22 protein-coding genes are annotated in these 22528 nt (G+C 33.5%); 11 read left to right on the top strand and 11 right to left on the bottom strand.

Annotated features, from left to right (window positions below; genetic code table 11):
- Positions 1 to 46: 46 nt before the first annotated feature.
- Positions 47 to 205 (bottom strand): hypothetical protein, encoded by a 159-nt coding sequence (locus AAGU22_RS10355; protein ID WP_458719032.1) that lies wholly within the window; start codon positions 203 to 205, stop codon positions 47 to 49.
- A gap of 700 nt (positions 206 to 905) precedes the next feature.
- Between AAGU22_RS10355 and AAGU22_RS10350 the strand changes: the two genes are divergently transcribed.
- The 3 genes from AAGU22_RS10350 (at position 906) to AAGU22_RS10340 (ending at position 3744) form a co-directional block, all read left to right on the top strand.
- On the top strand, positions 906 to 1484 hold the full coding sequence (locus tag AAGU22_RS10350; RefSeq protein ID WP_458719031.1) for a methane monooxygenase/ammonia monooxygenase subunit B: 579 nt from the start codon (positions 906 to 908) through the stop codon (positions 1482 to 1484).
- Between the two features lie 403 nt (positions 1485 to 1887).
- A complete protein-coding gene (locus AAGU22_RS10345) occupies positions 1888 to 2301 on the top strand; it encodes a CBS domain-containing protein (protein WP_458719030.1) in 414 nt (137 codons plus the stop codon).
- Between the two features lie 423 nt (positions 2302 to 2724).
- Positions 2725 to 3744, top strand: a complete 1020-nt coding sequence (locus AAGU22_RS10340; RefSeq protein ID WP_458719029.1) for a CAP domain-containing protein — start codon at positions 2725 to 2727, stop codon at positions 3742 to 3744.
- A gap of 515 nt (positions 3745 to 4259) precedes the next feature.
- Here AAGU22_RS10340 and AAGU22_RS10335 read toward each other — a convergent pair.
- Positions 4260 to 6062 (bottom strand): M3 family oligoendopeptidase, encoded by a 1803-nt coding sequence (locus AAGU22_RS10335; RefSeq protein WP_458719028.1) that lies wholly within the window; start codon positions 6060 to 6062, stop codon positions 4260 to 4262.
- A gap of 103 nt (positions 6063 to 6165) precedes the next feature.
- Positions 6166 to 6858, bottom strand: coding sequence for a hypothetical protein (locus tag AAGU22_RS10330; protein WP_458719027.1), 693 nt, complete (start codon positions 6856 to 6858; stop codon positions 6166 to 6168).
- 227 nt (positions 6859 to 7085) lie between these two features.
- Between AAGU22_RS10330 and AAGU22_RS10325 the strand changes: the two genes are divergently transcribed.
- Entirely contained in the window at positions 7086 to 9266 is a 2181-nt protein-coding gene (locus tag AAGU22_RS10325; RefSeq protein ID WP_458721777.1) for a CDC48 family AAA ATPase, read from the top strand.
- Between the two features lie 178 nt (positions 9267 to 9444).
- Here the strand turns inward: AAGU22_RS10325 and AAGU22_RS10320 are convergent, their stop codons facing one another.
- The 4 genes from AAGU22_RS10320 to AAGU22_RS10305 all read right to left on the bottom strand — a co-directional run bounded on the left by AAGU22_RS10320 (position 9445) and on the right by AAGU22_RS10305 (position 12293).
- Complete coding sequence (locus AAGU22_RS10320; RefSeq protein ID WP_458719026.1) at positions 9445 to 9861, bottom strand: type II toxin-antitoxin system RatA family toxin; 417 nt, start codon at positions 9859 to 9861, stop codon at positions 9445 to 9447.
- A 451-nt stretch (positions 9862 to 10312) separates the two neighbouring features.
- Positions 10313 to 11056 (bottom strand): PAC2 family protein, encoded by a 744-nt coding sequence (locus tag AAGU22_RS10315; RefSeq protein ID WP_458719025.1) that lies wholly within the window; start codon positions 11054 to 11056, stop codon positions 10313 to 10315.
- Positions 11057 to 11343: 287 nt separating this feature from the next.
- Complete coding sequence (locus AAGU22_RS10310; RefSeq protein ID WP_458721776.1) at positions 11344 to 11766, bottom strand: Sjogren's syndrome/scleroderma autoantigen 1 family protein; 423 nt, start codon at positions 11764 to 11766, stop codon at positions 11344 to 11346.
- A 5-nt stretch (positions 11767 to 11771) separates the two neighbouring features.
- Positions 11772 to 12293, bottom strand: coding sequence for a PadR family transcriptional regulator (locus AAGU22_RS10305; protein WP_196816516.1), 522 nt, complete (start codon positions 12291 to 12293; stop codon positions 11772 to 11774).
- A gap of 462 nt (positions 12294 to 12755) precedes the next feature.
- Between AAGU22_RS10305 and AAGU22_RS10300 the strand changes: the two genes are divergently transcribed.
- Positions 12756 to 13238, top strand: a complete 483-nt coding sequence (locus AAGU22_RS10300) for a 30S ribosomal protein S13 (RefSeq protein ID WP_458719024.1) — start codon at positions 12756 to 12758, stop codon at positions 13236 to 13238.
- A 15-nt stretch (positions 13239 to 13253) separates the two neighbouring features.
- Positions 13254 to 13763: a 30S ribosomal protein S4 gene (locus tag AAGU22_RS10295; RefSeq protein WP_458719023.1), complete on the top strand. Its 510-nt coding sequence runs from the start codon at positions 13254 to 13256 to the stop codon at positions 13761 to 13763.
- Positions 13764 to 13776: 13 nt separating this feature from the next.
- Here the strand turns inward: AAGU22_RS10295 and AAGU22_RS10290 are convergent, their stop codons facing one another.
- Complete coding sequence (locus tag AAGU22_RS10290) at positions 13777 to 14760, bottom strand: hypothetical protein (RefSeq protein WP_458719022.1); 984 nt, start codon at positions 14758 to 14760, stop codon at positions 13777 to 13779.
- A gap of 168 nt (positions 14761 to 14928) precedes the next feature.
- Here AAGU22_RS10290 and glmS point away from each other — a divergent pair, with 168 nt between their 5' ends.
- Both glmS and AAGU22_RS10280 read left to right on the top strand, forming a co-directional pair.
- On the top strand, positions 14929 to 16704 hold the full coding sequence (glmS, locus tag AAGU22_RS10285) for a glutamine--fructose-6-phosphate transaminase (isomerizing) (RefSeq protein ID WP_458719021.1): 1776 nt from the start codon (positions 14929 to 14931) through the stop codon (positions 16702 to 16704).
- 48 nt (positions 16705 to 16752) lie between these two features.
- Positions 16753 to 17508 carry a hypothetical protein gene (locus tag AAGU22_RS10280; protein WP_458719020.1) on the top strand — a complete coding sequence of 252 codons (756 nt, stop codon included), beginning with the start codon at positions 16753 to 16755 and terminating at the stop codon, positions 17506 to 17508.
- 9 nt (positions 17509 to 17517) lie between these two features.
- On the opposite strand, the gene AAGU22_RS10275 is transcribed toward AAGU22_RS10280, so the two are convergent.
- Entirely contained in the window at positions 17518 to 18366 is an 849-nt protein-coding gene (locus AAGU22_RS10275; RefSeq protein WP_458719019.1) for a sulfurtransferase, read from the bottom strand.
- A 124-nt stretch (positions 18367 to 18490) separates the two neighbouring features.
- Here AAGU22_RS10275 and AAGU22_RS10270 point away from each other — a divergent pair, with 124 nt between their 5' ends.
- Both AAGU22_RS10270 and AAGU22_RS10265 read left to right on the top strand, forming a co-directional pair.
- On the top strand, positions 18491 to 18841 hold the full coding sequence (locus AAGU22_RS10270) for a DUF488 family protein, N3 subclade (RefSeq protein WP_458719018.1): 351 nt from the start codon (positions 18491 to 18493) through the stop codon (positions 18839 to 18841).
- Positions 18842 to 18995: 154 nt separating this feature from the next.
- Entirely contained in the window at positions 18996 to 19202 is a 207-nt protein-coding gene (locus AAGU22_RS10265; protein ID WP_458719017.1) for a dodecin family protein, read from the top strand.
- Positions 19203 to 19255: 53 nt separating this feature from the next.
- On the opposite strand, the gene AAGU22_RS10260 is transcribed toward AAGU22_RS10265, so the two are convergent.
- Both AAGU22_RS10260 and AAGU22_RS10255 read right to left on the bottom strand, forming a co-directional pair.
- Entirely contained in the window at positions 19256 to 19630 is a 375-nt protein-coding gene (locus tag AAGU22_RS10260; protein WP_458719016.1) for a response regulator, read from the bottom strand.
- Positions 19631 to 19769: 139 nt separating this feature from the next.
- A complete protein-coding gene (locus AAGU22_RS10255) occupies positions 19770 to 20885 on the bottom strand; it encodes a hypothetical protein (RefSeq protein ID WP_458719015.1) in 1116 nt (371 codons plus the stop codon).
- A gap of 83 nt (positions 20886 to 20968) precedes the next feature.
- Between AAGU22_RS10255 and AAGU22_RS10250 the strand changes: the two genes are divergently transcribed.
- Complete coding sequence (locus AAGU22_RS10250) at positions 20969 to 22450, top strand: sensor histidine kinase (protein WP_458719014.1); 1482 nt, start codon at positions 20969 to 20971, stop codon at positions 22448 to 22450.
- Positions 22451 to 22528: the final 78 nt, after the last annotated feature.

Genomic DNA, 22528 nt, shown 5'->3' with positions numbered 1-22528 from the left:
GCCTGTTCTTATTATAGTTTCAATCAATCATGATTGGGAATCTCACTCAACCGCCAGTCATCGAGTCATGAAGACAACACTCGCATTTATCTCCTCTTCCACAGTAGGGGCATACGCACATGCAAGCCTCAAGAACATTTCCACAAAGATCACACAAAACTGTATCTTCGCTTTCATTTAACTGGAAATCAGTTCCTTGATTCAATAACCTATTTTAATCAGATCATCGTATTAATACTTATACCTTAGTTGGAATGGAATTTGCTCGAGAACTTGTAGTTAAATTTACCAGGGGAATATGATTATGTTAGATTATTCACACTAATTGATTCGAGTGAAAAGATCCATGTCTAGGATGAAGAAATCGATTCTCTTTGTTATAACCTTGAACACAATAAAACTCAGATCGATTCAATCAAATAGATTGTAAAACCATATACTTTCCATTTATTATGCTTTTTCAAACATAAATTTTGCAAAGTCTCAAAAATTAACTAGCTTACTATACCCAGACAAAATCCTAAACAATGGTTGACAGTATCATAATAAAGATAAAACTACTTTAAATGAAATATCCAAATATTGTTCTTCCTTCAGTCATTTATTACCATTAAATCAGGTCCTAAAAGCCATTAAGGGGGTTCATGGCATGATTCACAAAACCTATGTTCATGATATTCTATATTTGTATTTGGAAATCAATCTTTTTTATGATTCTTTTAGTATCCATTCACTAAGATGGATCTTTCATTTACATAATTTTTCATCTTCTAATACGAATTCGGTGATAAGCCTTTGTATGTTATAGAATTTCGACAATGTTTGATTATTGTTGTAAAAAATTGATGTTTAACGAACAGATGATACAGCAAACTTTTTATCTATGTAAGAAGTTGAATCCCTAGATGAATAATAAGAGCGGCAACAAACCCGCTATGGTGTTTCTAATTGTAACCTTTATCGCAGGAGCATCCATATTAGCTAGTATTATTGCACTACTTCCAATGGCTGATGGTCACGGAGTTCAAGCTCAGCTTCAAAGTAGATTCGTTAGAATCAACGATGAAGCTTTTTCAGCGCAATCTCTAAACACTGGTGACACATTGGTAGTTACAGGCGAGCTTCAAAGTTTGGTAAATAGACCAATGAGAGGTTGGATATCACTTTTCAGTGAATCTACTAATGCTGGAAATAGATGGGAATTCATTAGTCGAGACCCACCAGGAAACATCCTTGAAATTCAACCACAAGAAACCGTTCCATACCAAATTGAAGCAAAGGCATTAGAACCAGGGATTTATCACGTTCACACCCAACTCAATCTCGCAAACGTAGGTCCAGGTTTGGGTCCAGGTCAAACTGTTCAGGTAGTTGGTGAACCAATACTTAAACCAATTCCGTGGAACAACATAATATATCAGAGCATAATAATTGCTGCTGGGCTTGGAGTAACATTTGCTACAAGACCGTGGCAAGTAATTTAACCTTTTTTTCCCCCATAATTCCATCATAAATTGTAATTTTATCGTAATAGTCTTGGTTGAAAACTACTAGTAAGAATTTAAAGCTCGTAGCTTATTTAAACAATATTTTATTTTTCAGAAAAAATTATAATACAATTTTTGTCAAAACATTAGATTTTGCATAAGTTATGCTGTTACCTTATGCTTTCTTGATGCTCTTATGAGACGGATTTTATTCAAAATTGTAGTGAAAAAGTTCTTACTTTCCATTTCTATGTATTTAATTTAACACAATTATTTTTAAATCTTTTGTGAAATCTATATCATCAACCACTAGCTATATCCTTGTTCAAAAATTTATACCAAGGGTTGACATGCGATCACTAAGAGAAATCTTTTTTTATTTAATGGTTAAGAAACTGTTATGCAAGAAGTGGTAAGTGAAATCATGTCTAGTCATGTTGTTACAATTAATTCTGATAAATCCGCATTAGATGCCGCTTTGCTGATGAAAGAAAAAAGGATTAGCTCTCTGATAGTTCAGGATAATGATGAACTTCTCGGAATCATTACGGAGCGAGATTTTGTTAAAAGAGTTTGTGCTAATGATAGAGTGTCATCAGAAGTGAAGATATCTGAATTAATGTCCAAGATCCAGACCTATGCAGCACCAGATACTCCTGTGGATGTTGCGGTTCAACGAATGATCAATAATCGAATAAGGCGATTGCCTGTTATAGCCAATGGAAAAGTAATAGGGATCATTACTGTCACTGATTTAGCTAAAGAATTGCGTAGGATCATGCTAACTCAAGGGATAATCGAACTTATTGATTAAATTCTGTTATTTATTATAAGTATAATGCTATCACCTCTTGTTACCCGTAACCCTTAATTTGTTATGTAACTCCTTTGTATGTTGTATGATTAATTTTGATAAAAAGATATTACTTAAAAAATGGATACCGATCATTGTAATTATCTTTGCAGTATCCTCATTACTAGGATTATTATTGGGGATCCCTGGATCTCAGATTCTCTCAGCTGTTGTTGTATCTTTAATTTTAATAACTTCTGCATTCTTGTTTCAAATGGTGGGTCGAAATCGTTTTGACAACCAGAATGACAAAATGGGATTATCAAAATGATTGTAGGGGTTTTTCATATACGGACTGGCTGTCGCATCATTATGGGAAAGCAGCAGGACTCCTGTTGCTAACTATTTGAAATGCTCCTTATTGTTGTACTGTCTAACATTTTGATGATTCTCATTCACTTGGCCTATACTACCGACTTTGATCAAGCTTTTTCCATAAATGGAACTTCGAGTTTGAAAATATTGCAGGACTATGCATTATCCAAGATAAATGCAGATCGATTGAGTGTTGGACTCAGCCCTGTTTCTCTAAGTGATAATAAGGCTGCTCAATATCATGCAGCTGAAATACTACAATCAGAGCTTTTATCTCATTGGAGCAAGAATGGGTTAAAACCCTATATGTTATATTCTTTACATAATGGTACTGGTTACGTACAACAAAACATAGGTCAAATAAGCTATATTAATACCGATGATGTCATGAAAGGAATAACCGCTCATTCTTTTTGTACCAGTGATTTCAGATTATATTGTGAGCCGCTAGATCCTTTTGATGCAATTGATAAGCTAGAAAATTCTATGATCTTCAATGATTTTTTGTGCTGTCACAATGGTCATAAAAACAATATTTTGGATAAACTTCATACAAATGTAAGTATCGGGATAGCATTTAATGAATATTATTTTGTTCTTGTTCAGAATTTTGAAAACAATTATCTGAATTACAATCTCTCAAATGGAGACAATGAGTTTTTATTCGAAGCAAAATTGCTTGATCCGAAAAAAAACCTGCAATTAAGTCATATTTCATTCTATTTTGACAACCCACCTAACCATGGGGAGTACGAGGCGAACAAAAATAAATTAAACTATAGCATGGGTAATTTAGGACTAATCGTAAGTAAACCATTAGAATTTTATGAACAATATGTTCAACCCGAATCTTATCATATAATTGAAGCAGAAAATTGGGATATTCGCAATGAAAGCCTAAATGTCTCATTTAAATTTCCTGATGATTTAAAAATAAATGATAGAATAATCACCATGGTAATTTACGCCAATAACAAGACTGAATACCCTACAATTCCTGACACTGATGATGATGGGGATCTTCAAAGGGAAATAATCCCCCTGGCTTCATACATCATCCCTAACAAAACTGTTCCAGGGTTTGAATAAGTGTAATTTTCTGGCCGGATACGCGACATTTTTACAAACTTCTCTATTTTATTATTGTTACACAGGTACTCCAAGTTTTGAGCCCATACTTGTCTGTCCATATATGTTATTCCGCATCCAATTCTAGGAAATAATTAGAAAAAGTGGTTGGCAAAGGAAAATGTTGGCTCAAAGACTTCAGTCATTCCAAAATAGTATCATTTCTCTTTTTCTCTTACTTTGACACTCTTTGGCTGCCTAGTCATGAACACTTACTGATCTAGTTTTGGCATTTTCACTTTGCTACCGAATATGTTCTTCTCTTTGAGAATGATGATTATCTCATGCATGGTAAACCAAACTAATTATCTGTCTTACTTGTAATCATATTATGTCTATATTTCCATGATATCATTTAAAATTGATTTGAGCGGTTATTTAATTACAATATACTAGTGAAGATAAAATTGATCATATTTGCACAATTAGGTAATCATGCTGTATTATGAAATAAAATAAAAGAATGAACAGGGATATTATTTAATTTTGTTTAGCTCATTTATTTTATCGTTAACAAGATTAAACCCTCTCTGCCAGAAATCTTCTTTAGAAATGTCAATACCTTCATCTAATAGTAAATCTTCTGGTTTTTTCGAGCCTCCAGATGACAAAATCCTAATGTATTTGGGTATGAATCCTTTACCCTCGTTCTTGAATTGTTGATATAACGACATTACTAACAAATTTCCAAATGAATATGCGTAACAATAGAAAGGTGAATGATAAAAATGAGGAATGTACAACCATTCGTATTTAAAATCATCAGATATCTTAATTGAATTTCCAAATTGCTCTTTTAAATTATCTATGTAAATTTCTGATAATTCGTCTATATTTGTAGCACTGTTTTTCCCGATCGTTTCATGAGCTGAAATTTCAAAAATTGTAAAATATGCTTGTCTCATAATCGTCGCATAAAAGTCATCTATTTGTTCTGCTAGCATTATTTTCCTATCTTTTTTCTTAACCTGATCCAAAAGCCGATCGTTAAGTATCATCTCCCCAAATACTGATGCAGTTTCTGCTAGTGGTAATGAAGGGTGCTGTACGCTAATTGGCTTATCCGCTGCAAGAACACTGTGAATTGCATGCCCAAATTCATGTGCCATAGTTGAAATGTCCCTTAAAGTGCCGTCAAAATTCAAGAGTACAAAAGGGTCGACATTAGGACTTATTGTTGAACAGAAAGCTCCCCCTTGTTTATTGTCCTGAAGTTTTGAGTGGATATGTTTTTTAGTAACCAAATCTTGTACTATAGTCTTAAACTCTGGATGAAAATCATCAAAAGCATCCAAGACCATCTTAAGAGCCTCTCCGAAAGTAATTTTCTTCTGATTTTGCGTTTTCAAAGGAGCATAAAGATGATATCTCTCTAGTTTCTTAACCTTCAATATTTTTGCCTTTTCCCTGAAATACTGGTGGAAGACTTTAGAGTTAGATCTGCATACATTAAGAAGCGCCCTGATTGTCTCATCGCTAATATTATTTGATAGGTTTCTTACAGAAATAGGTGTCGAAAAGCCTCGAAGTAAGACGTATTCATTATTCCAGTTTAAAATCCGGTTGATATAAATCTCGCCCAAGACTCCGCTATTTTTCTTATACATTGACAACAACGATCTATAGGCAGCAACTCTTTCAGAAGATCTGGAACTTCTCACCAAAGAGACCAGCTTTTCCTTGTTAGTAATAGTTTTTCTTATCTTTCTAGTTCCTCTTTCTTCGATATACTCAAACTCAAAACCATTTGTCATCCTATCATAAATCTTGATTAACGCGCTCATCCCCGTAACATCAAGTATGTTTATTATCTTCTCTTCTGATTCATTCAGAGTATATTTTGACATGGAACGTTCATGAAGTAAATAATCTTTGTAAACATCTGGAGATCCTTTTATTAAACGATCGGCATTTTCCTTGTCTAACGCTTTCTTGAACCATAAATCAAAGAATAGAAGTTTGTTAGATATTTCTGAGGAAAAAATATTTACTTTTGTAACTAATGCGCCTATATCATTCGAAGATGTATCTTCAGCATACTTCAAATGAGCATACCCAGCAACATAACTTAAAGATTCTGCAATTTCTTCGGATTCTTTGATTAATTTCATAAAATCAGTTGTAGTAATATCATGTCCTAAAGATGATTTTTTCTCCTCAAAGTTTGCTACTTTAGCGTTGATATCGCTCAGTGATTTGTCGAACTCATTTTTAATAGGATCCTTCAAGAGTTCTGACAAATCCCATACACCTGTTTTCACTTTCAAACCCTTTGACATGGCTTTACCTTGTATTCGTCGGGTTTATTTGTCTTTAAGAATATAAATAAAGAATCAGGGATATCTGATCGTGCCTGCAACGGATATAATATTTATTGACTATCTAATTTCCAAAAATTTTCTTTTGTAGTAAATCATAGGCGCGTATTGCTTGCTCCCTTTCTAATATCAGAACTATTTCATTACTACCAAAAAAAACGTTATTTAGAGTAATTTTATAATTGTTCAAAACATCAAATATATTAAATAACAATTGTCTTATTCCCGTTATATTATCGGAGAATAGGGTTATTGTAATTCTTGATAACCCTTCAGTTATCTTGCCATTGCATTTTTCTGTTAAGGATGTAATTATTTTTCTTGAACTAAACATATCTTCAGTTACTATCCTTATTTTTTCGGTAGTTCGTATCAAATTGTAATCCATCAGGGTTTCTTGCGTAAATTCATCTAACAAGTCATTTACATTCTTGAACGAGTCTTGATTACCAAGGTCAATATCGATGATGCTTCCAGTGAGTTTCATCCTAGCGTCTTGTGAAGATATATGTGATTTTTGCTCTTGAAATTCGTTTCCATTTAAATGGTTTCCAATTGTCTTATCTTCTGATCTTTGGTTTTCCAAATATCTTGATTTATTTATCAAGTCCGCGAACCTCTTAATAGCCACTACAATTGTGCCTATGTTAACTCGTGTTCCAGTAACTGATTCTACATCGGATTGTATCTTGTTGGCTATTGCTGTGTAATTAGCAATTCCGGATTTCACTGCTTTTAAGTATAAATCATTTGACAAGATAATCTCTTTTACAGCCTGTGGGACCGAGATGTCTCGGACATACATACATGTAATAAATAGTTCCAGAATAAGATAAACTTTACTATATTTTCAAATAATTTATATAATGTACAAATTATTTCATAATGTAATAGGTTTGTGACATGGTTATTTTGATTGTTTATCTTGTCGAAAATTCTATCTGTCTATCTGCGGGGTAAATTGCTACGAAGAGTACCGATGAGATTCCTTTAAAAATAGCAGAAACTGAAATCAAATTTGTGGGCAAAGGCTTGGCCCTAGTGGATCCGAAAATACTTGGTGAGCTCCAACTAAATGTCGGTGATGTATTGAAATTAAGGGGAAAGAAAGGTTTTACATATGTCAAACTGTCTGAAGGGTTAAATTCCGATTACGGCAGGAAGATAATTCGAGTTGATGGTTATACCAGAGGTGTTCTGGAATCTGGAATTGATGATCATATTATGGTTAGCCCTGTTAAAATTGTCAATGAGGCTAAGGAAGTTCAGTTAATCCCATTGGAAGAGCTAGAATATTCAGGGTTCAAGAATTCCCTAGGGAACTTGTTAAATGGACGGGTGATCTCCAAATCGGATACTATCCCTATTAATCTGGTAGGGAAGAAGATCATTTTTTTGGTAAATTTCATGAATCCAAATTCAAGTCCTTTACTAGTAACGAATTTCACAAAATTCTCGATTGGTACTTTTAAGAAGAATAGTTCCTATGCCTTTGAGAGAATTAATTATGAGGATATTGGTGGAATTAGAGATTCGATTCTTAAAATAAGGGAAATGATTGAATTGCCAATTAGACATCCAGAATTATTCGAAAAATTGGGAATCGATGCACCCAAAGGTGTATTGTTATACGGTCCACCAGGCACAGGGAAAACGCTGCTTGCAAAAGCAGTTGCAAATGAAACAAACGCTTCCTTCTTTTCCATAAGTGGGCCTGAGATAATGAGCAAGTTTTATGGTGAGAGTGAGAAAAGACTGCGGGAGACCTTTCAACAAGCAAAAGAGAAATCTCCATCAATACTTTTTATTGATGAACTAGATTCTATCGCACCAAAACGCGAGGATGTATCAGGCGAGGTCGAAAGGCGTATAGTATCTCAGCTTTTAACGTTGATGGATGGGATAAATTCTAGAGGTAAGATCATTGTAATAGGTGCTTCAAATAGACCAAATGCTATAGACCAAGCCCTTAGAAGACCTGGTAGGTTTGATAGAGAAATTGAAATAGGTATTCCTGATGATGATGGGAGATTGGATATATTAAATATTCATACAAAGGGGATGCCCCTTGGTCGGGATGTTGACCTAAAACGGGTATCAAGACTAACCCATGGATTTGTAGGTGCAGATTTGGAAGTTTTAACAAAAGAAGCCGCAATGCGCTCACTAAGACGGTTGATCCCCCAAGTTAATATTGATCAAACACCCTTACCACAAGATTTACTCGATAAAATAACGATCATTGATTCAGATTTTAATAATGCTCTGAAAGATGTCACTCCGTCAGCAATTAGAGAGTTCTCTATCCAAAAGCCTGATGTCAAGTGGAGTGAAATAGGTGGGTTAGATTCTTTGAAAGAAGAGTTAGCAGATTTGATCGACTGGCTATTAAATCACTCTGAAATATATGAAATAGCCGGTATACGACCTCCAAAGGGATTACTATTATACGGAATCCCCGGAACTGGAAAGACTTTGATCGCAAAAGCTGTCGCTTCAAATTCTAACGCAAATTTTATCAGTATAAAGGGTGCCGAATTGTTATCTAAATGGGTCGGAGAATCTGAGAAGGCAATCCAGGAAGTTTTCAGAAAAGCCAGACAGATAGCCCCTTGTATTGTATTCTTTGATGAATTTGATTCTATTGCAATTCAAAGGAAAACGGAGAAAGAGGGGACAGATTCAACTGCTAAAATGATGAGTCAGATTCTAACCGAGATGGACGGAATCGAAAATTTAGATGGTGTATTTGTCATTGGTGCCACCAATAGGATTGATTTGATAGATGAAGCACTTTTGAGACCTGGCCGCTTTGATAGGATTATAGAAATTCCTGTTCCTACAGTCGAATCCAGAAGACAAATAGTTAAAATACATCTTAAAAAAAAGCCTTTGGATGAAAAAACCGTGACTATTGATAGAATATTGAAATTAACTGATGGCTTTACTGGGGCTCAAATTGAAGGCATGATTAATCATGCATCAATTTTGGCTCTAAGGGACTTTCTAAGAAAACATAGAAAGTTCGAGGCAGTTAATGTTAATACTACAAATAGTAAAATAACAAAACAGGAATTAAAGAATTTTAGGATTACTTTTGAATTTTTTAAATTGGCAAAAGAAAAGGTTATGACAAAAACTAAGGGCCGCAACATAATGCGCTAAATCATTATTTCATGTCGTATCCTGATTTCATTAAAAATTAGCCATGAATTGACAATATGAAGGATTTTAATTCAAATGACCATTGCACTGATGGTATAAATGCTTAGAATTGATCCGGCGAATACTAGAATTAGTAGTGGTAATATTTTTATTCTTTAATCCAATCAATAAGATATTATCATTCGACCTTTTTGGCAATCCTTTCTAGGGCTTCATCTGTTCCCTTTAAAATATGTTTTTTGATAAAGAATGTGAACAAACTCATTAATCCTTTCATATGAATATCCCAGTCCACTCTGATTTGGCATTTTTCAGTGTCCATTTTTGTTACATTTATTATCTTTGTTCCTACTATTGGTCCTTCTCTGATTACTATTGTTATTTGTTTTGGAGGTATTAACGTTACCAATTCTAGACATTTTGAATTTCTGAATGCAATAATAGTTTCTCGCTCAGTCGTGTTTCCTTCTCTTTTTATATTTTTCACAGCTTTTATACCGTGCCAAAAATCGGGATCCTTATCAATATCCGAGATAATGCTCCATATCAATTCACCCGATGAATTAATTTTTCTGGTAGTTGATATTAGTGTCATTATTACTAATCATATCTTTGGTATTTTAATTTGTATTGAAATTAGTGTAATTAAATTCTATTTTGGTATTTTCGTCAACAAATGGAGTACTATCAAATCATAAAACTAGATTCTTTAAAAAGTGTATAATTTTACTAGTGAATAGTCCAGTTCATTTTCGGTACAAAATAACCATATCTGACCAATTATCATTAACTTTTAGATTAAGTCGATGCTTTTCTAGCAAGGATCATCTTCAGATCTAGTAACATGATTTTCATTGCGATTCTATTGTTTTCTCATATTAAAGAAACATCGATCACTTGAAATGAAAATATTTTTCTACTTGGGGTTTAGTTTGCTTTTTGCCTACAATGATTTGAACCCCTTTTTAATCAGAAACAATTCGATCATTCCCTTTGTAGGATCGGTGTAAAGTCCGTTCTTGTTTCTGTAATCGATATAATGTATTTTAACCTATTCCAGGCCCTGACTTTTTTGATGTTTCTCCATAGTTATCATTTCTTTTGTTTTTATCGAGCATTTGATTCTCATATTCCAAATCAAATCCATCGGTATTAATTGCAATATTCTCTAGAATGGAAAAAACTTTTAAAACAGATTTTGCAGCTAAAGGTTGTTTTTCATTGGTTTCCACTATCTCCCCAAAAAGGCCTATCGCATTAAACTTCATTTCGCTTGCAATTCCAAGAACTACTCCATTAAACCAGGTAATAACTTCAATTTCTTTATCAAAGATATTAATTCCTAGGGTTTTTAACTTGATAACCATCTCGTTATCTGTTGAGACTGCGTATACCTTTGGTGCTTGAGCTAATTGAGGCTGGTGATATCCTCCCGACGTATAAATAATTCTTGGAACACCAATATTTTTTATTATGTTAAAAGCGGTTAAACACAAGTTAAAGAGGTTAGTAGGATCTTGGGGTTGTTCTTTACCTGTCATGATTATAACTTTATTTTCGTAATTAACGAAAAGGTCGTATGTATCTATTACAGGCTTGACTAACCCATTTTCATTTTTTACCCAAGGTTTTTCAAAGATTCCGATCTCTGCAAATCTTTCCACTTGAAGTTCTTTAATCAAATGTTCTGATACAAGCCCACCAACTTTACCCATATCTGGCAGGGAGGCAAAAAAAATAAAATTGTCTAACTTTATTTCTTTGAGCATCTTGATCGAAATATTCATCATTTTTGTCGATTATACTTCTTTCTTTTATATTAAAATTATTGATAACCTTTGCAAAAATCATGTAATATCCTAAAGGATCTAGCGATCAAAATAGAGTGATCAATCTAAATATTTAGAAAATTTTATCAGCCTTTGTTTTATGAATTCAAGATCAAGATGGTGCTTGTCATTTTGTAGGAGTTGACCTTTTACTCTATCTAACTTGAGCATAGCAAATCTAGGTCAAAAAAATGTTTAGATATAGATTTATATCTTTTTGGACTTTTGTAAAAGGCAGGCGATTATATCTAAAGCTGTTTGATTCGTTTAATCATTTCAATAGTTTTCAAACTATTTTGAACAATTTTCAAATATCTTTTGTATTTTTTTGGGCTGGTCGTGGTATTTTGTTCTCTGTTGAGTTCAACCAAAGTTTGAAGAACCTGATGTTCTACTTGATTCAACACTTCTTGGATATCATCAAAAGTATTCAGAGTCCTTTTATTATTATCGTCGCTCCTCACGTGGCTGAACTCTTTTTTAGTTTCGATATCATTAGGAAGGGTTTCTAGTTGTTCAGTTTTATCCTGTTCTAAATGTTGGCAATTGATACAAATTACTTCATCCTTATACTTTATCTGAAGATTTCCACATTTTTTACAAGGCTCTGATAGTAGAGTACCTCCCCTTAACAGATAATAAGCCCCTTGTTTAATCAAATCATTGTTCATTTTAGTCAAGTAATGGTTCTATCATCAACTTTTCTATCATCAACTTGAATTTTTTCCTGATTATTTAGCTTCTTTAATTCATTCACTAAAAAGTCTTTATACTTATTCTTTTCTTCTTCTGTCATCCTGTCCAGATTTGAACTAAGTGTGGATCCTATTGCTGAAATTCTGTCAATCAAATCCATGGTCATGAATTTTCCCATATTACCAATTCTGAACATTACTTCCAGTTGTTTTTGCATTATGTTATGCGCTGATTTGATATCTGAGGCTATCGAAATGCCTTTCTTAGTTATCCTATATCTACCATTTTCGTGCTCTTCAATTAGTCCTTCCTCCAGTAACCTTCCAAGCAATGGGTAGATAAGGCCCGGTGATGGTTTCCATTTTCCACCTGTCTGAACTATTGCTTTGTCGATGATTTCCTTACCCGTCATTGGTTGTTCAGCTAACAGCTCCAAGATATAATGGCGCGAGAACCCTCTAGGAATAGCACTTCCTACCCGGGACAACCAGTCAGATATCATTTTATAATAAATATATCACTAGCGACTTATTAAAATTTTCCTTTTGAATAATTTAGACAAATATGTTAATTACTTAAAACACATGGATCTGTTTTCTTTCTTTGATAATGCAAATATTAATAATCTATTTTTTAGTGGTTCTCTATAGCTAGTTCTACATCAGCTTGATAGCTTTCCCATTCTTTTTCATCCGATTGCTGAATTATCTTTCTTTTCTGGATGATGTTTTCAACCATTTTAACCTATATAATGTATGAAGATAGATATAAGACTTATTTCTGCTGTTTTCGTTATATTCTGTCCTATTATTACACTTATTCGATCCTTTTTATATAAATTTTACAATTTAGGGATCCCGTTAAGAGTCGTCCTTGTAATTATTATCAGAAAAATTATACTCTTGTCTTGACCCGGCTAGCATAGTTTTTATTTAGGAAAATGGAATGCTCATTTATAAGCAAGTTGTCAGTCGAAGAGTTTAAACATATTCTAAGAATTGCCGGGAAAGATATCGAAGGCAGCAAAAAGTCAGTAGTTGCGTTAAGTGAAGTTAAGGGTGTTGGTTATAATTTGTCTCAGGTAATATTACAGTCTTTGAACATTAATCCATACTTAAGGGTGGGATTTTTGACTGATAAAGAACTTTCTGATATTGAGAATTCTATCAGAAATATAGGAACTATCGGTGTGCCGAGCTGGTATCTTAATAGAAGAAAAGATATGGATTCAGGAGCCGATATTCATTTAATTACATCAGATTTGGATTTTACCAAATCAAATGATATTGACAGAGAAAAGTCTGTAATGAGTTGGAGAGGGTACAGACATATGTTTGGTTTGAGAGTTAGAGGTCAGTGTACCAGAACTACAGGCAGGAAGGCCAGTGCAGTGGGGGTAAAGAAGGCTTCAGGAAAGGCACCAGCTGGGACAACAGGATCTAAATAAATTGAGGTGATTTGAATGGGAGATCCTAGAAAATCAAAAAAGAATTATAATCGACCTCGTAGCATTTGGACAAGCGATCAAATAAGTTCAGAGTTATATGTAGTCGGTTCTTATGGTTTAAGAAATAAGCGTGAGTTATGGAAAGCACAAACAGAAATTGCCCGGATAAGGAATCAAGCACGTGCCCTTTTATCTTTATCGATTGATGTCAGACACGAAAAGGAAACACAGCTATTAAACTATCTTTCCAGGCTTGGTCTTGTTTCTACCGGTTCGTCTCTGGATGACGTTTTGAACTTAAAAATAGAGGATATTTTGGAGAGGCGATTACAAACGATCATTATGAAAAAATCTAATCTAAAATCACCATATCAAGCTCGCCAGCTAGTTGTACATGGTCATGTCAGCTTAGGAAATAGAAAAATAAATCTACCAGGCTATTTGGTAAGGAAAGAGGAAGAACCTCAGATACTTGTGCATTTTACTCCTACGATTGAAACTTCTGAGCCTATAAAAAACAGTTGAAATTTTTAGAGACTCATGTTCTTACAACTTTTTCTATATCGACATAGTCTATCTTGCCATCACTATCCATGTCATAGCCTTGAACCAAAGCTTCCCATTCTTGCTCAGCTCCTGAATAATCTGAAAATGTTTTTTTACTAAAGTTAGTAAATGCAATTACGGCAGATTTAGTTCCAATTGATCTCACCCCAGCGATCAAAATTATTGATTTTTTGTGGTTGAATGGATTTCTAAATTTTGCAATAATCCCCAAATTGTCTTGATGGTAAATTCTCCCAGGTTTGTCCACGAGGCCTGACCAAAAGTTTTCTTCATTAAACTTGATCGGTAAATATCTGTTAAATTCAGAAGAAACTATGTTTGTTCCAGGACCACCGATTATGATCAAGTTATTATCTTCTAGCTCTTTTTCAGCCTTTGCGTCTTCGTCTAACTTTACAACAAACCCTTGAGGCAAATTGCATATATTTCCTAAAAAAAAAGCCAATTGAATTGCATAATGCCCGTCTCTTGCTGATGTCTTAAAGATTCCGTGAGGATTAGGCGATCCCACGATGACTAAGCCGTCGAATTTGTTATTTTCATCGATGAATTCCTTTAAAAACTTTCTAGCAGCCACGAATTCGATAGTTTTTTTCCAATCATTTAGGTTGTAATCAATTGATAATTTTTCGCCCCATTCCATTTCAATACCGAAAGCGGGGCTGGTAGCTGTGTATAGTTTTGCAGTACCGCCCTTTACAAAATATGTTCCTGATTCTCCAATTGCTCCAATTGAAACTAATTTTCTAATATAGTAATAAGCGCTTTGTTCGTAGATCTCTAATTCTTTAGCTATCTGAGCTGTATACCTGGGTCTATCGGAAATCAGCCTCAGTATCTTCCAGGCGATCGGATTTGATAAAACTTGGATTTCTTTTTGTTTTTCAAACACTATGATTTTTTTCTCATAGAGTCTTCCTTCCTTTTCATAGATTATTTTTTTTTCAATCGCCATAATATATGATGTTATAATTTTTTTTTTGCTGGTATATATTTTTTGTTTTATTAAAAAAATAATTATGAACAGCGATGAACAAATTATTTCTGTTGATTATATTTTTTTTTATAACGGAAAGATCTTATTTTTGATAAAGGTTTTAAATAATTTTTTTTAAGAATAGTTGTGTGTTCAATTATTGGGTACAGTGGGAAGTTAGTCTCCGCGGCTCCGTTACTAGTTGAGAGCCTGAAAAAGATGGAGTATAGAGGCTACGACAGCGTAGGAATTGCAACCCTAAATGACGGAAATATTTTGGTGAGTAAGGGCGTAGGAAAAGTAGCAGAAGTTGATAAAGAAATAAATCTCAATAAACTTCCTGGACAAATAGGAATAGGGCATACCCGTTGGGCAACTCATGGTGGTGTAAACGATAAGAATGCTCATCCACATTATTCATGTTCATCCAATATTGCTGTAGTTCATAACGGAATAATTGAAAATTACCAAGAATTGAAATCGGAGCTAACAAGAGATGGTCATGTTTTTAAAAGTCAGACTGACAGTGAGGTCATTGCTCACCTGTTAGAAAAATACTACAAAGAATCTGCCTCTAATGTAAAAGAAACTATGATGAAAACTTGTCGGGTTCTTAAAGGCTCTTTTGCCTTTGTCGCTATTTTCGATAACGGTATTATTACTGGTGCAAGATTTGATGAACCTTTGATAATAGGAATTTCTGAGAGTGCTTTGTTTCTGTCTAGCGATGTATTAGGTTTTCTGAAATACACTGATAAATCTGTTTTCTTAGATAATGGTGATATTGTAGTCATTGATAATAATTCTTATCGTATATTTGATATTAATGAACGAATTGTAAACCGACCTATAACCCAGGTTGCATGGGAACTAGGGTCTACTGAAAAGGGAAAGTATGCACATCACACCATAAAAGAAATTCATGAACAATCATTAACTCTGTTGAAACCATTTCAAGATTTCAATAATTTTAAAAATTTTTGTGAATTCTTGAAAAATTCTTCCAATGTATATATTACTGGTAGCGGAACTAGCTACAACTCTGGTTTGTTGGGAAAGCAACTCCTTTCAAAATTTGCCAAGATAAAAACCGAGGTAATTATGTCAAGCGAATTTCAATATTCTTCGGACTCCTTGGAGGCCAATTCGGCTGTAATAGCCATTTCCCAAAGTGGTGAAACTGCTGATGTATTACATTCAGTAAAAAAAGCTAAGGAAAATGGTGCAAAAATCCTTTCAATAGTGAACGTACCTACTTCGTCTCTGGCAAGAATGAGTGATTCAATTCTTACCCTAAATTGTGGCCCCGAAATAGGAGTTGCTGCCACCAAGAGTTTCATGGGCCAGTTGATGATAATATATAAAATCGTCAATATCTTATCACGGGGTCAAATGCCTTTTGATGAAATTAATCAAAAGGATTTACTAATGATGGTAAGAAAAGTATTGAACTTAGATGATGTTATTCAAAAGCTTGTCTCATCATTGGACACAAATATTAAAGATATATACATTTTGGGCAGGTCCATTCATTATCCTATTGCCTTAGAGGGGTCGTTAAAAATTAAAGAGTTGGCCTATATACATGCAGAAGGTATCGCTGCAGGTGAGTTAAAACATGGACCACTGGCATTGATTGACAAAGAGTCTGTGGTAGTTGTATTAAACCCTACCGATGAAACCTATCAAGACGTTATTTCAAGTTCTAATGAAATAAAATCACGCGGAGCCTATATAATTGGAATTTCAAATAAAAAAAATGAGGTATATGATCAGTTTGTAGAATTACCTGAAGTTGATAGCTATCTTTATCCAATTCTTGAAATTATTCCATTACAACTGATGTCATACTATTTGGCTTTACAGAAACAAGTTGATCCAGATTATCCTAGAAATTTGGCCAAATCCGTGACCGTAAAATAAAATGCTTACTATTATATTGAAATAATTTCCCTTAATTTATTTGAAATAATGACTACGCTAGGCAACAGGATTGAAAATTGTGTATTTCCAGTCGATTACTTTTATGATCTTGATAACTTTACATGGATAAAATCAACTGATGAGCCGGACGATAAAAGGACTGACGTTAGGCATGTCCTTGTAGGCATAACTCCAGTATATTCCTATATAACCGGCAGGGTACTCAAATTTAAAACAAAACCTGTCGGCACAGACATTATTAGAAATAGGAGCTTGGGTACCATTGAGAGTTTAAACCACTTTGGAATAATTCGTTCTCCAGTATCTGGGAGTATTGTGGAAATAAATCAAGAAATCATTAATGATCCTAAGATTGTTAACGACTCCCCATTTGAACGTGGATGGATTGCAAAGATCAGGACTAATGATAATCTAGATAGTCTTGAATCGATAAAAACCATCGAAGAGTGTAAGAATGAGATAGGGGTTCAAATTAAGAAATTCAATGTGAAATGTTTTAAATCATTCCCTGATTTTCACATGTTTGAATTAGGAACTGAATGCTCCGCCACTTTAGCAAAATTAGATGAATTCATGGAGAAAAATATGCGTATTGGACATGTCATAAGACTTGTGTCCGATGATCCTACTGCTGATCTTGAATTATTGCGTTGGGCTGATCAAAACAAACAAGAAATCGTTGAAATTGTACAAGAGAAAAACCCCGTGCAGTCCTCCTTACCAAACTCTAGTAATAATTACTTATACAATATAATTATTAAAAAAATAAAAAATCAAGAATAAAGGAATAATCTATTTTTCAATCGGGTTTCCTATCATATTACCCCATTCTGTCCATGAACCGTCATAGTTCTTAACATCTGGGTACCCTAAAAGATATTTTAGCACAAACCATGTATGTGATGATCTTTCTCCAATTCTGCAGTATGAAATTACTTCCTTTTCTGGAATGATGCCATTTTCCTTGTAAAGTTTCATCAAATCTTCGGGCGATTTGAACGTTCCATCCTCATTAACTGCTTTTCCCCACGGTACATTAATGGCTGCAGGAATGTGGCCTCCCCTTTGGGCGTGTTCAGTTGGGTATTCGGCAGGCGCAGTCACTTCTCCAGTAAACTCGGGTGGAGACCTGACATCAACTAATATGCTTTGGTTGCTTTTGAGTGATTCTGACACATGATTTAGATATGTTCTTATTTTCTCGTCGGGGTTAGATGCTTTGAAATTGCCCGTTTGGTATGTTGGAATTGTTTTATCGATAGATCTGTCCTCTTCAAGCCATTTTTTTCTGCCCCCATTCATTATCCGCACATCCTTATAGCCATAATACTTGAATACCCAAAAAGCAAATGCCGCGAACCAATTATTGAAATCTCCGTAAAGTATGAGAGTCGAATCCTGATTTATTCCTGATTTGTTGAGTAATTCTTCACACGATTCTTTTGAAATGATATTCCTTTTCAATGGGTCATTGATATCTTTCTTCCAGTCAAATAACACTGACCCGGGAATATGTCCTAAATGGTAGTTTGCTTTTGGATCATAGTCTACTTCTGCAATTCTTACATTCGGATCTTTTAGGTGAGCTTCAGTCCAATTTGTGTCAACTAAGACTTCGGGGTGAGCATATCTATTTGACATTTATCAAATAAAATTAAACCATAAACGGGTATTTAAATAGTAAAAAAATCCTATTTCTTACAGGTTATCCGTATTTTTTTCGATATCAAAAACGATTTTTAATGATGTCGCTATAATGAGTTTTGTGACAATATATACAGATTCATTAACCAATCTTTCAAGATATAAGAATGATTTCTACAGGATTGCTGTTTCTTCATCACTGCCCTTTGAACTGCAACATAAAATGGATGCTTGGTTTTATGATTTATCCCCGTCTAAGAGTTTGGCTGATAAGTTTGAACGTGAGGAACTCGATATTAATGAGTATACGGATTCGTATCAAAAAGAAATGAATGCTATTCCAGCTATTTCTAATATAAAATGGATAAAAGATTATTCAAGAAAGAATGATGTTGTGTTACTTTGTTATGAACCAGAAAATATAAACAAATGTCACCGTCATATTTTGAAACAGATCATTGAACGAGCTTAGGTTGATTAAACTAATGTAATCGCGAATAATGGCTAATATGACTTTTGTTAATCAATAATCATCATTGTTGAAAAAATTTCAACAATGTCTATCATGAATCTGTTATTTGTAGATTTTTGATTATATTTTTATGTAACGATAATTAAAATCAATAATGGTTTACAAATATATTGAAATAGTGGGAACATCGCCAGCTGGAATAAATGAAGCTGTCAACAACGCATTTAAGGAAGCGTCTAAAACTGTAAAGAATATTCAATGGGGAGAGATGGGGAGAGTTACCTTTAGGTTAGATGAAAATCAGCAAATTGAATATCAAGTAGAAGTTAGAATAGGATTTAAAATAGAAAGGGTGGACTAGAATAATTTAAAATTTTTTTATCAGGAAGACAGGTCGTAACAAAATCACTGAACCTACCTAGGTTCACTCAGCCTGCTTTCAATGATCTCCAAAAAATTATCTTTATTAATAGGTTTTCTGATAATGCAGTTAAAACTCAAATCTGAATATGACTTTATAATAGATTGGTAATATTCCTCAAATGCGGTAGCTAAACAAATCCTAATCTTACTATCCATTATTCTAATTCTACTAGCCAGTTCAAAACCGTTTATTCTAGGCATTCGTATGTCAGTAATAAGGAGATCATAAATTCCAGGCTCAAATTCCTCTAATAGGGAGTTCGGATCATTGTAAATACTAACTTGGTATCCCTTATCTTCTAAACAAATTTTGAAGAATAATGCTGTTCCTACATCATCATCTATTACTATGATATTATTTCCCATTATAGAATATTTTATTGAATGTCATACCAACTAAAATATTTTTACAATTCTAAACCTCAATATTATCAAATCCATGGTTATATTCTCATTTTCAAAAATGGATCAAGGAAATTCTTCGAAGCCTAGAAAAATAATACCTTTATGAACCATGCGATCCATTTCCTTTCAATCGATCATTCACAAAATCAAACATTGATTTTGTTATTGGTAATTTAGTATGTTTTTCAATCCAATTCCAGTCACCTATAGGATTAATTTCAAGAAAAAGTAATTCTCCATTTTTACTTTGTACAAAATCTATGCTTGAAACTATTAATCCTAATTTTCTATTTAGTTTAACACATAGCTTTTCCATTTTTTTACCGAGATTAATTTCAGAAAATGTCAACTCTTTTTCCTTTATTTTATGTAAATCAGAAAAATGGCGCTTATCCCTAATTGTTGAAATTCTACATGAAAATGTCTTGTCATTTACCACAGTTACCCGGATTTCTGAGTCATTCTCTATTTTCTCTTGAAAAATTACTGGTGCATAAGTTAGCTCATTGAATTTTGGTAAATGACTGATTTCAATATTGTTGGTTAGGAACCTATATGATTTTTGGTAAAGATAAATCTCGTGATGATGAAGTACCTTAACGATTGCAGATTTAGGAAACCTCTTAAAAAACTTTTTAGCTGCCTCCATTTCATTGGTTATTAATGTCTCTGGAATGTTAAAACCGAGCCGTTGTGCCGACAGCAGCTGATTCAACCTATTTTCAGATTCAAAAGTCCTTTGTGGGTTATTTATCCATAAAGTGTCTAGAGCTATTGGTAGACAGTTAAAGGCTTGATACCATTGTTGGGCGAAATACATTTGACATACTCCCACTGAATAATAATTCAAAAATTTTGGATCAAAATATCTAAATAATATTATCTCAATTTCATCAGGATTGAATTTTTTATTTCCCAAATGTAGCACGGAGTCATTGAATTTTCCAATTTTGAATTCAATTTGAAAATTTAAAGGTATATCCTCTTCTGTTATTTTTACATAATCGATTCCATTTTTGAGGAATTGGATGCCAAGCAGATCCGATTCTATGTCTATTTTCTTAGTCAATATCAATACTTTTGGACTAGTTCTTGAGTTTCCCTTTTTGGAAATATTTAGTCGTTCAATCAGGTCTAGAGGATTAGTGTTATTTCTGAGAATTCTTTTATAGTTTATTTTCTCTATAAAATTAAAAACAAAGGGGCGATTGGACACATTTACGTTAATATTAATAATTTAAAAATTTTATCTTCTTTTTTTCTGGTAATAAAGTCAACGAGATAAGTTTATTTATTAATTTGCGTAAATCGTTATTTATATCAACGCTTCCCAATTATGATCCACCAGTAGGTAAATTTGAAAATCTTCCATACACATGTTACTTGTGTGGAAAATTAATCAAGCGTCCTAATGACTTGCATATCGAAAAGGACTCATCGGGAACGCACTTTCATCATAAGAATTGTTTCATATTTCATTGTCGACTAAAAAAAGTTTATGGCAATAATATTGACGAAATGGGGCTAGAACGGATTAAATGGAGTATTCATTCGAGCGATTTACTCCAACGTTCAATTTATGAGATAAGAAAAAATAAATTTGATCCAACAGAGATTAAGGCAGATGAGACTATATTCAAGGAAATCCTTTCAGTTGAGCTGAAAAATTGTCATAAAGACCTCTTGCTATTTTTCTCATCCTCAAGAATCTTCGATTTATTTCACGAAAATATAGAGGCTCTATTTTCTTCTAGGGATTGGAAACGCTCATCAGAGTATTCGATGCGAATCATTATACCAAATAAGAGGAAGAGTATTCGTCTCCTTAAGCAATTTAGAAGCAAACTGGATTTATCGTCGGATATAAACTATCTACCAGAAAGTGAGGATCATTATTTCTTTTCCGTAATGGATAAGTACATATCCGCATTTTCAGAGATAAAATTTGATAAGCAAAAGAATCGACCAATCTATTTCAATGTGCTCACAAAAAAGGAATCATTGGTTTGGTATAATGCAGCTATTTTTGAGTCATTGTGGAAACAGTCGATATTGGAGAAAAAGGTTAAGTCACTCTCAACAAAATTGGCTATCAAGAATACATCAAATAATAATTTTATGAGAATAATGGCACATGAATTGAAAACCCCGATACAACCAATACTTGGATTTTCTGAAATGGTCCAATCAAACTCGCGATTGAACACAGATCAGAAAAACGATCTTCTTAAAATAATTGCAAGGAATGCAAGGAAACTGGATCTTCTTACCAATAATATTCTAGATTATGCCAGAATGGAAAACGATATTTTTACTTTAAGAAGGGATGATTTTGATATTACCAAAGTTGTTACCGAGTTGATATCTGATTATCAGATACAAGCTGCCAGAAAGAATATTAAATTTACTTTCAGTTCTCCTAATGAGCCTTTGGTTATAAATGCGGATAAAATTCGGATAACGGAAGTTTTAGACAATTTATTGAGTAATTCTTTTAAATTTACCGTGAAAGGGGAGGTACAAATATCATTAGAAAGAAATCAAAACCTGCTACACATAGAAGTTAAAGATAGTGGGGTGGGAATCCAGGGGACAAACCTAGAAAATTTATTTACAAAGTTCTTTACCACAGATAAACTTGGGACAGGACTTGGTCTTTATATATCTAAAATAATTATTGAAAAACATTCTGGGAAAATTGGTGCATATAATAATATCGAAAAGGGATCAACATTTTTCATAGAACTGCCAATTCACGGTAATCCTGTTCAAAAAAAATAATAGAACTCGTTTTATAAAGGAAGATTGGTTATTTGTTGAAAACTGATTGTCAATCCAAATGGCTGTATCAATATAGGA

Source organism: Candidatus Nitrosocosmicus sp. R (assembly GCF_054408505.1).
This window is presented reverse-complemented; position numbering and strand designations above follow the sequence as displayed.

What these genes read in the sequence shown, in the direction of transcription:
- AAGU22_RS10350 (WP_458719031.1), top strand. Translation starts at nt 906, where the DNA reads ATGAATAATAAGAGCGGCAACAAACCCGCTATGGTGTTTCTAATTGTA.
- AAGU22_RS10345 (WP_458719030.1), top strand. Translation starts at nt 1,888, where the DNA reads ATGCAAGAAGTGGTAAGTGAAATCATGTCTAGTCATGTTGTTACAATT.
- AAGU22_RS10340 (WP_458719029.1), top strand. Translation starts at nt 2,725, where the DNA reads ATGATTCTCATTCACTTGGCCTATACTACCGACTTTGATCAAGCTTTT.
- AAGU22_RS10335 (WP_458719028.1), bottom strand. Translation starts at nt 6,062, where the DNA reads ATGTCAAAGGGTTTGAAAGTGAAAACAGGTGTATGGGATTTGTCAGAA.
- AAGU22_RS10320 (WP_458719026.1), bottom strand. Translation starts at nt 9,861, where the DNA reads ATGACACTAATATCAACTACCAGAAAAATTAATTCATCGGGTGAATTG.
- AAGU22_RS10315 (WP_458719025.1), bottom strand. Translation starts at nt 11,056, where the DNA reads ATGATGAATATTTCGATCAAGATGCTCAAAGAAATAAAGTTAGACAAT.
- AAGU22_RS10310 (WP_458721776.1), bottom strand. Translation starts at nt 11,766, where the DNA reads ATGAACAATGATTTGATTAAACAAGGGGCTTATTATCTGTTAAGGGGA.
- AAGU22_RS10305 (WP_196816516.1), bottom strand. Translation starts at nt 12,293, where the DNA reads ATGATATCTGACTGGTTGTCCCGGGTAGGAAGTGCTATTCCTAGAGGG.
- AAGU22_RS10295 (WP_458719023.1), top strand. Translation starts at nt 13,254, where the DNA reads ATGGGAGATCCTAGAAAATCAAAAAAGAATTATAATCGACCTCGTAGC.
- AAGU22_RS10290 (WP_458719022.1), bottom strand. Translation starts at nt 14,760, where the DNA reads ATGGCGATTGAAAAAAAAATAATCTATGAAAAGGAAGGAAGACTCTAT.
- AAGU22_RS10280 (WP_458719020.1), top strand. Translation starts at nt 16,753, where the DNA reads ATGACTACGCTAGGCAACAGGATTGAAAATTGTGTATTTCCAGTCGAT.
- AAGU22_RS10275 (WP_458719019.1), bottom strand. Translation starts at nt 18,366, where the DNA reads ATGTCAAATAGATATGCTCACCCCGAAGTCTTAGTTGACACAAATTGG.
- AAGU22_RS10265 (WP_458719017.1), top strand. Translation starts at nt 18,996, where the DNA reads ATGGTTTACAAATATATTGAAATAGTGGGAACATCGCCAGCTGGAATA.
- AAGU22_RS10260 (WP_458719016.1), bottom strand. Translation starts at nt 19,630, where the DNA reads ATGGGAAATAATATCATAGTAATAGATGATGATGTAGGAACAGCATTA.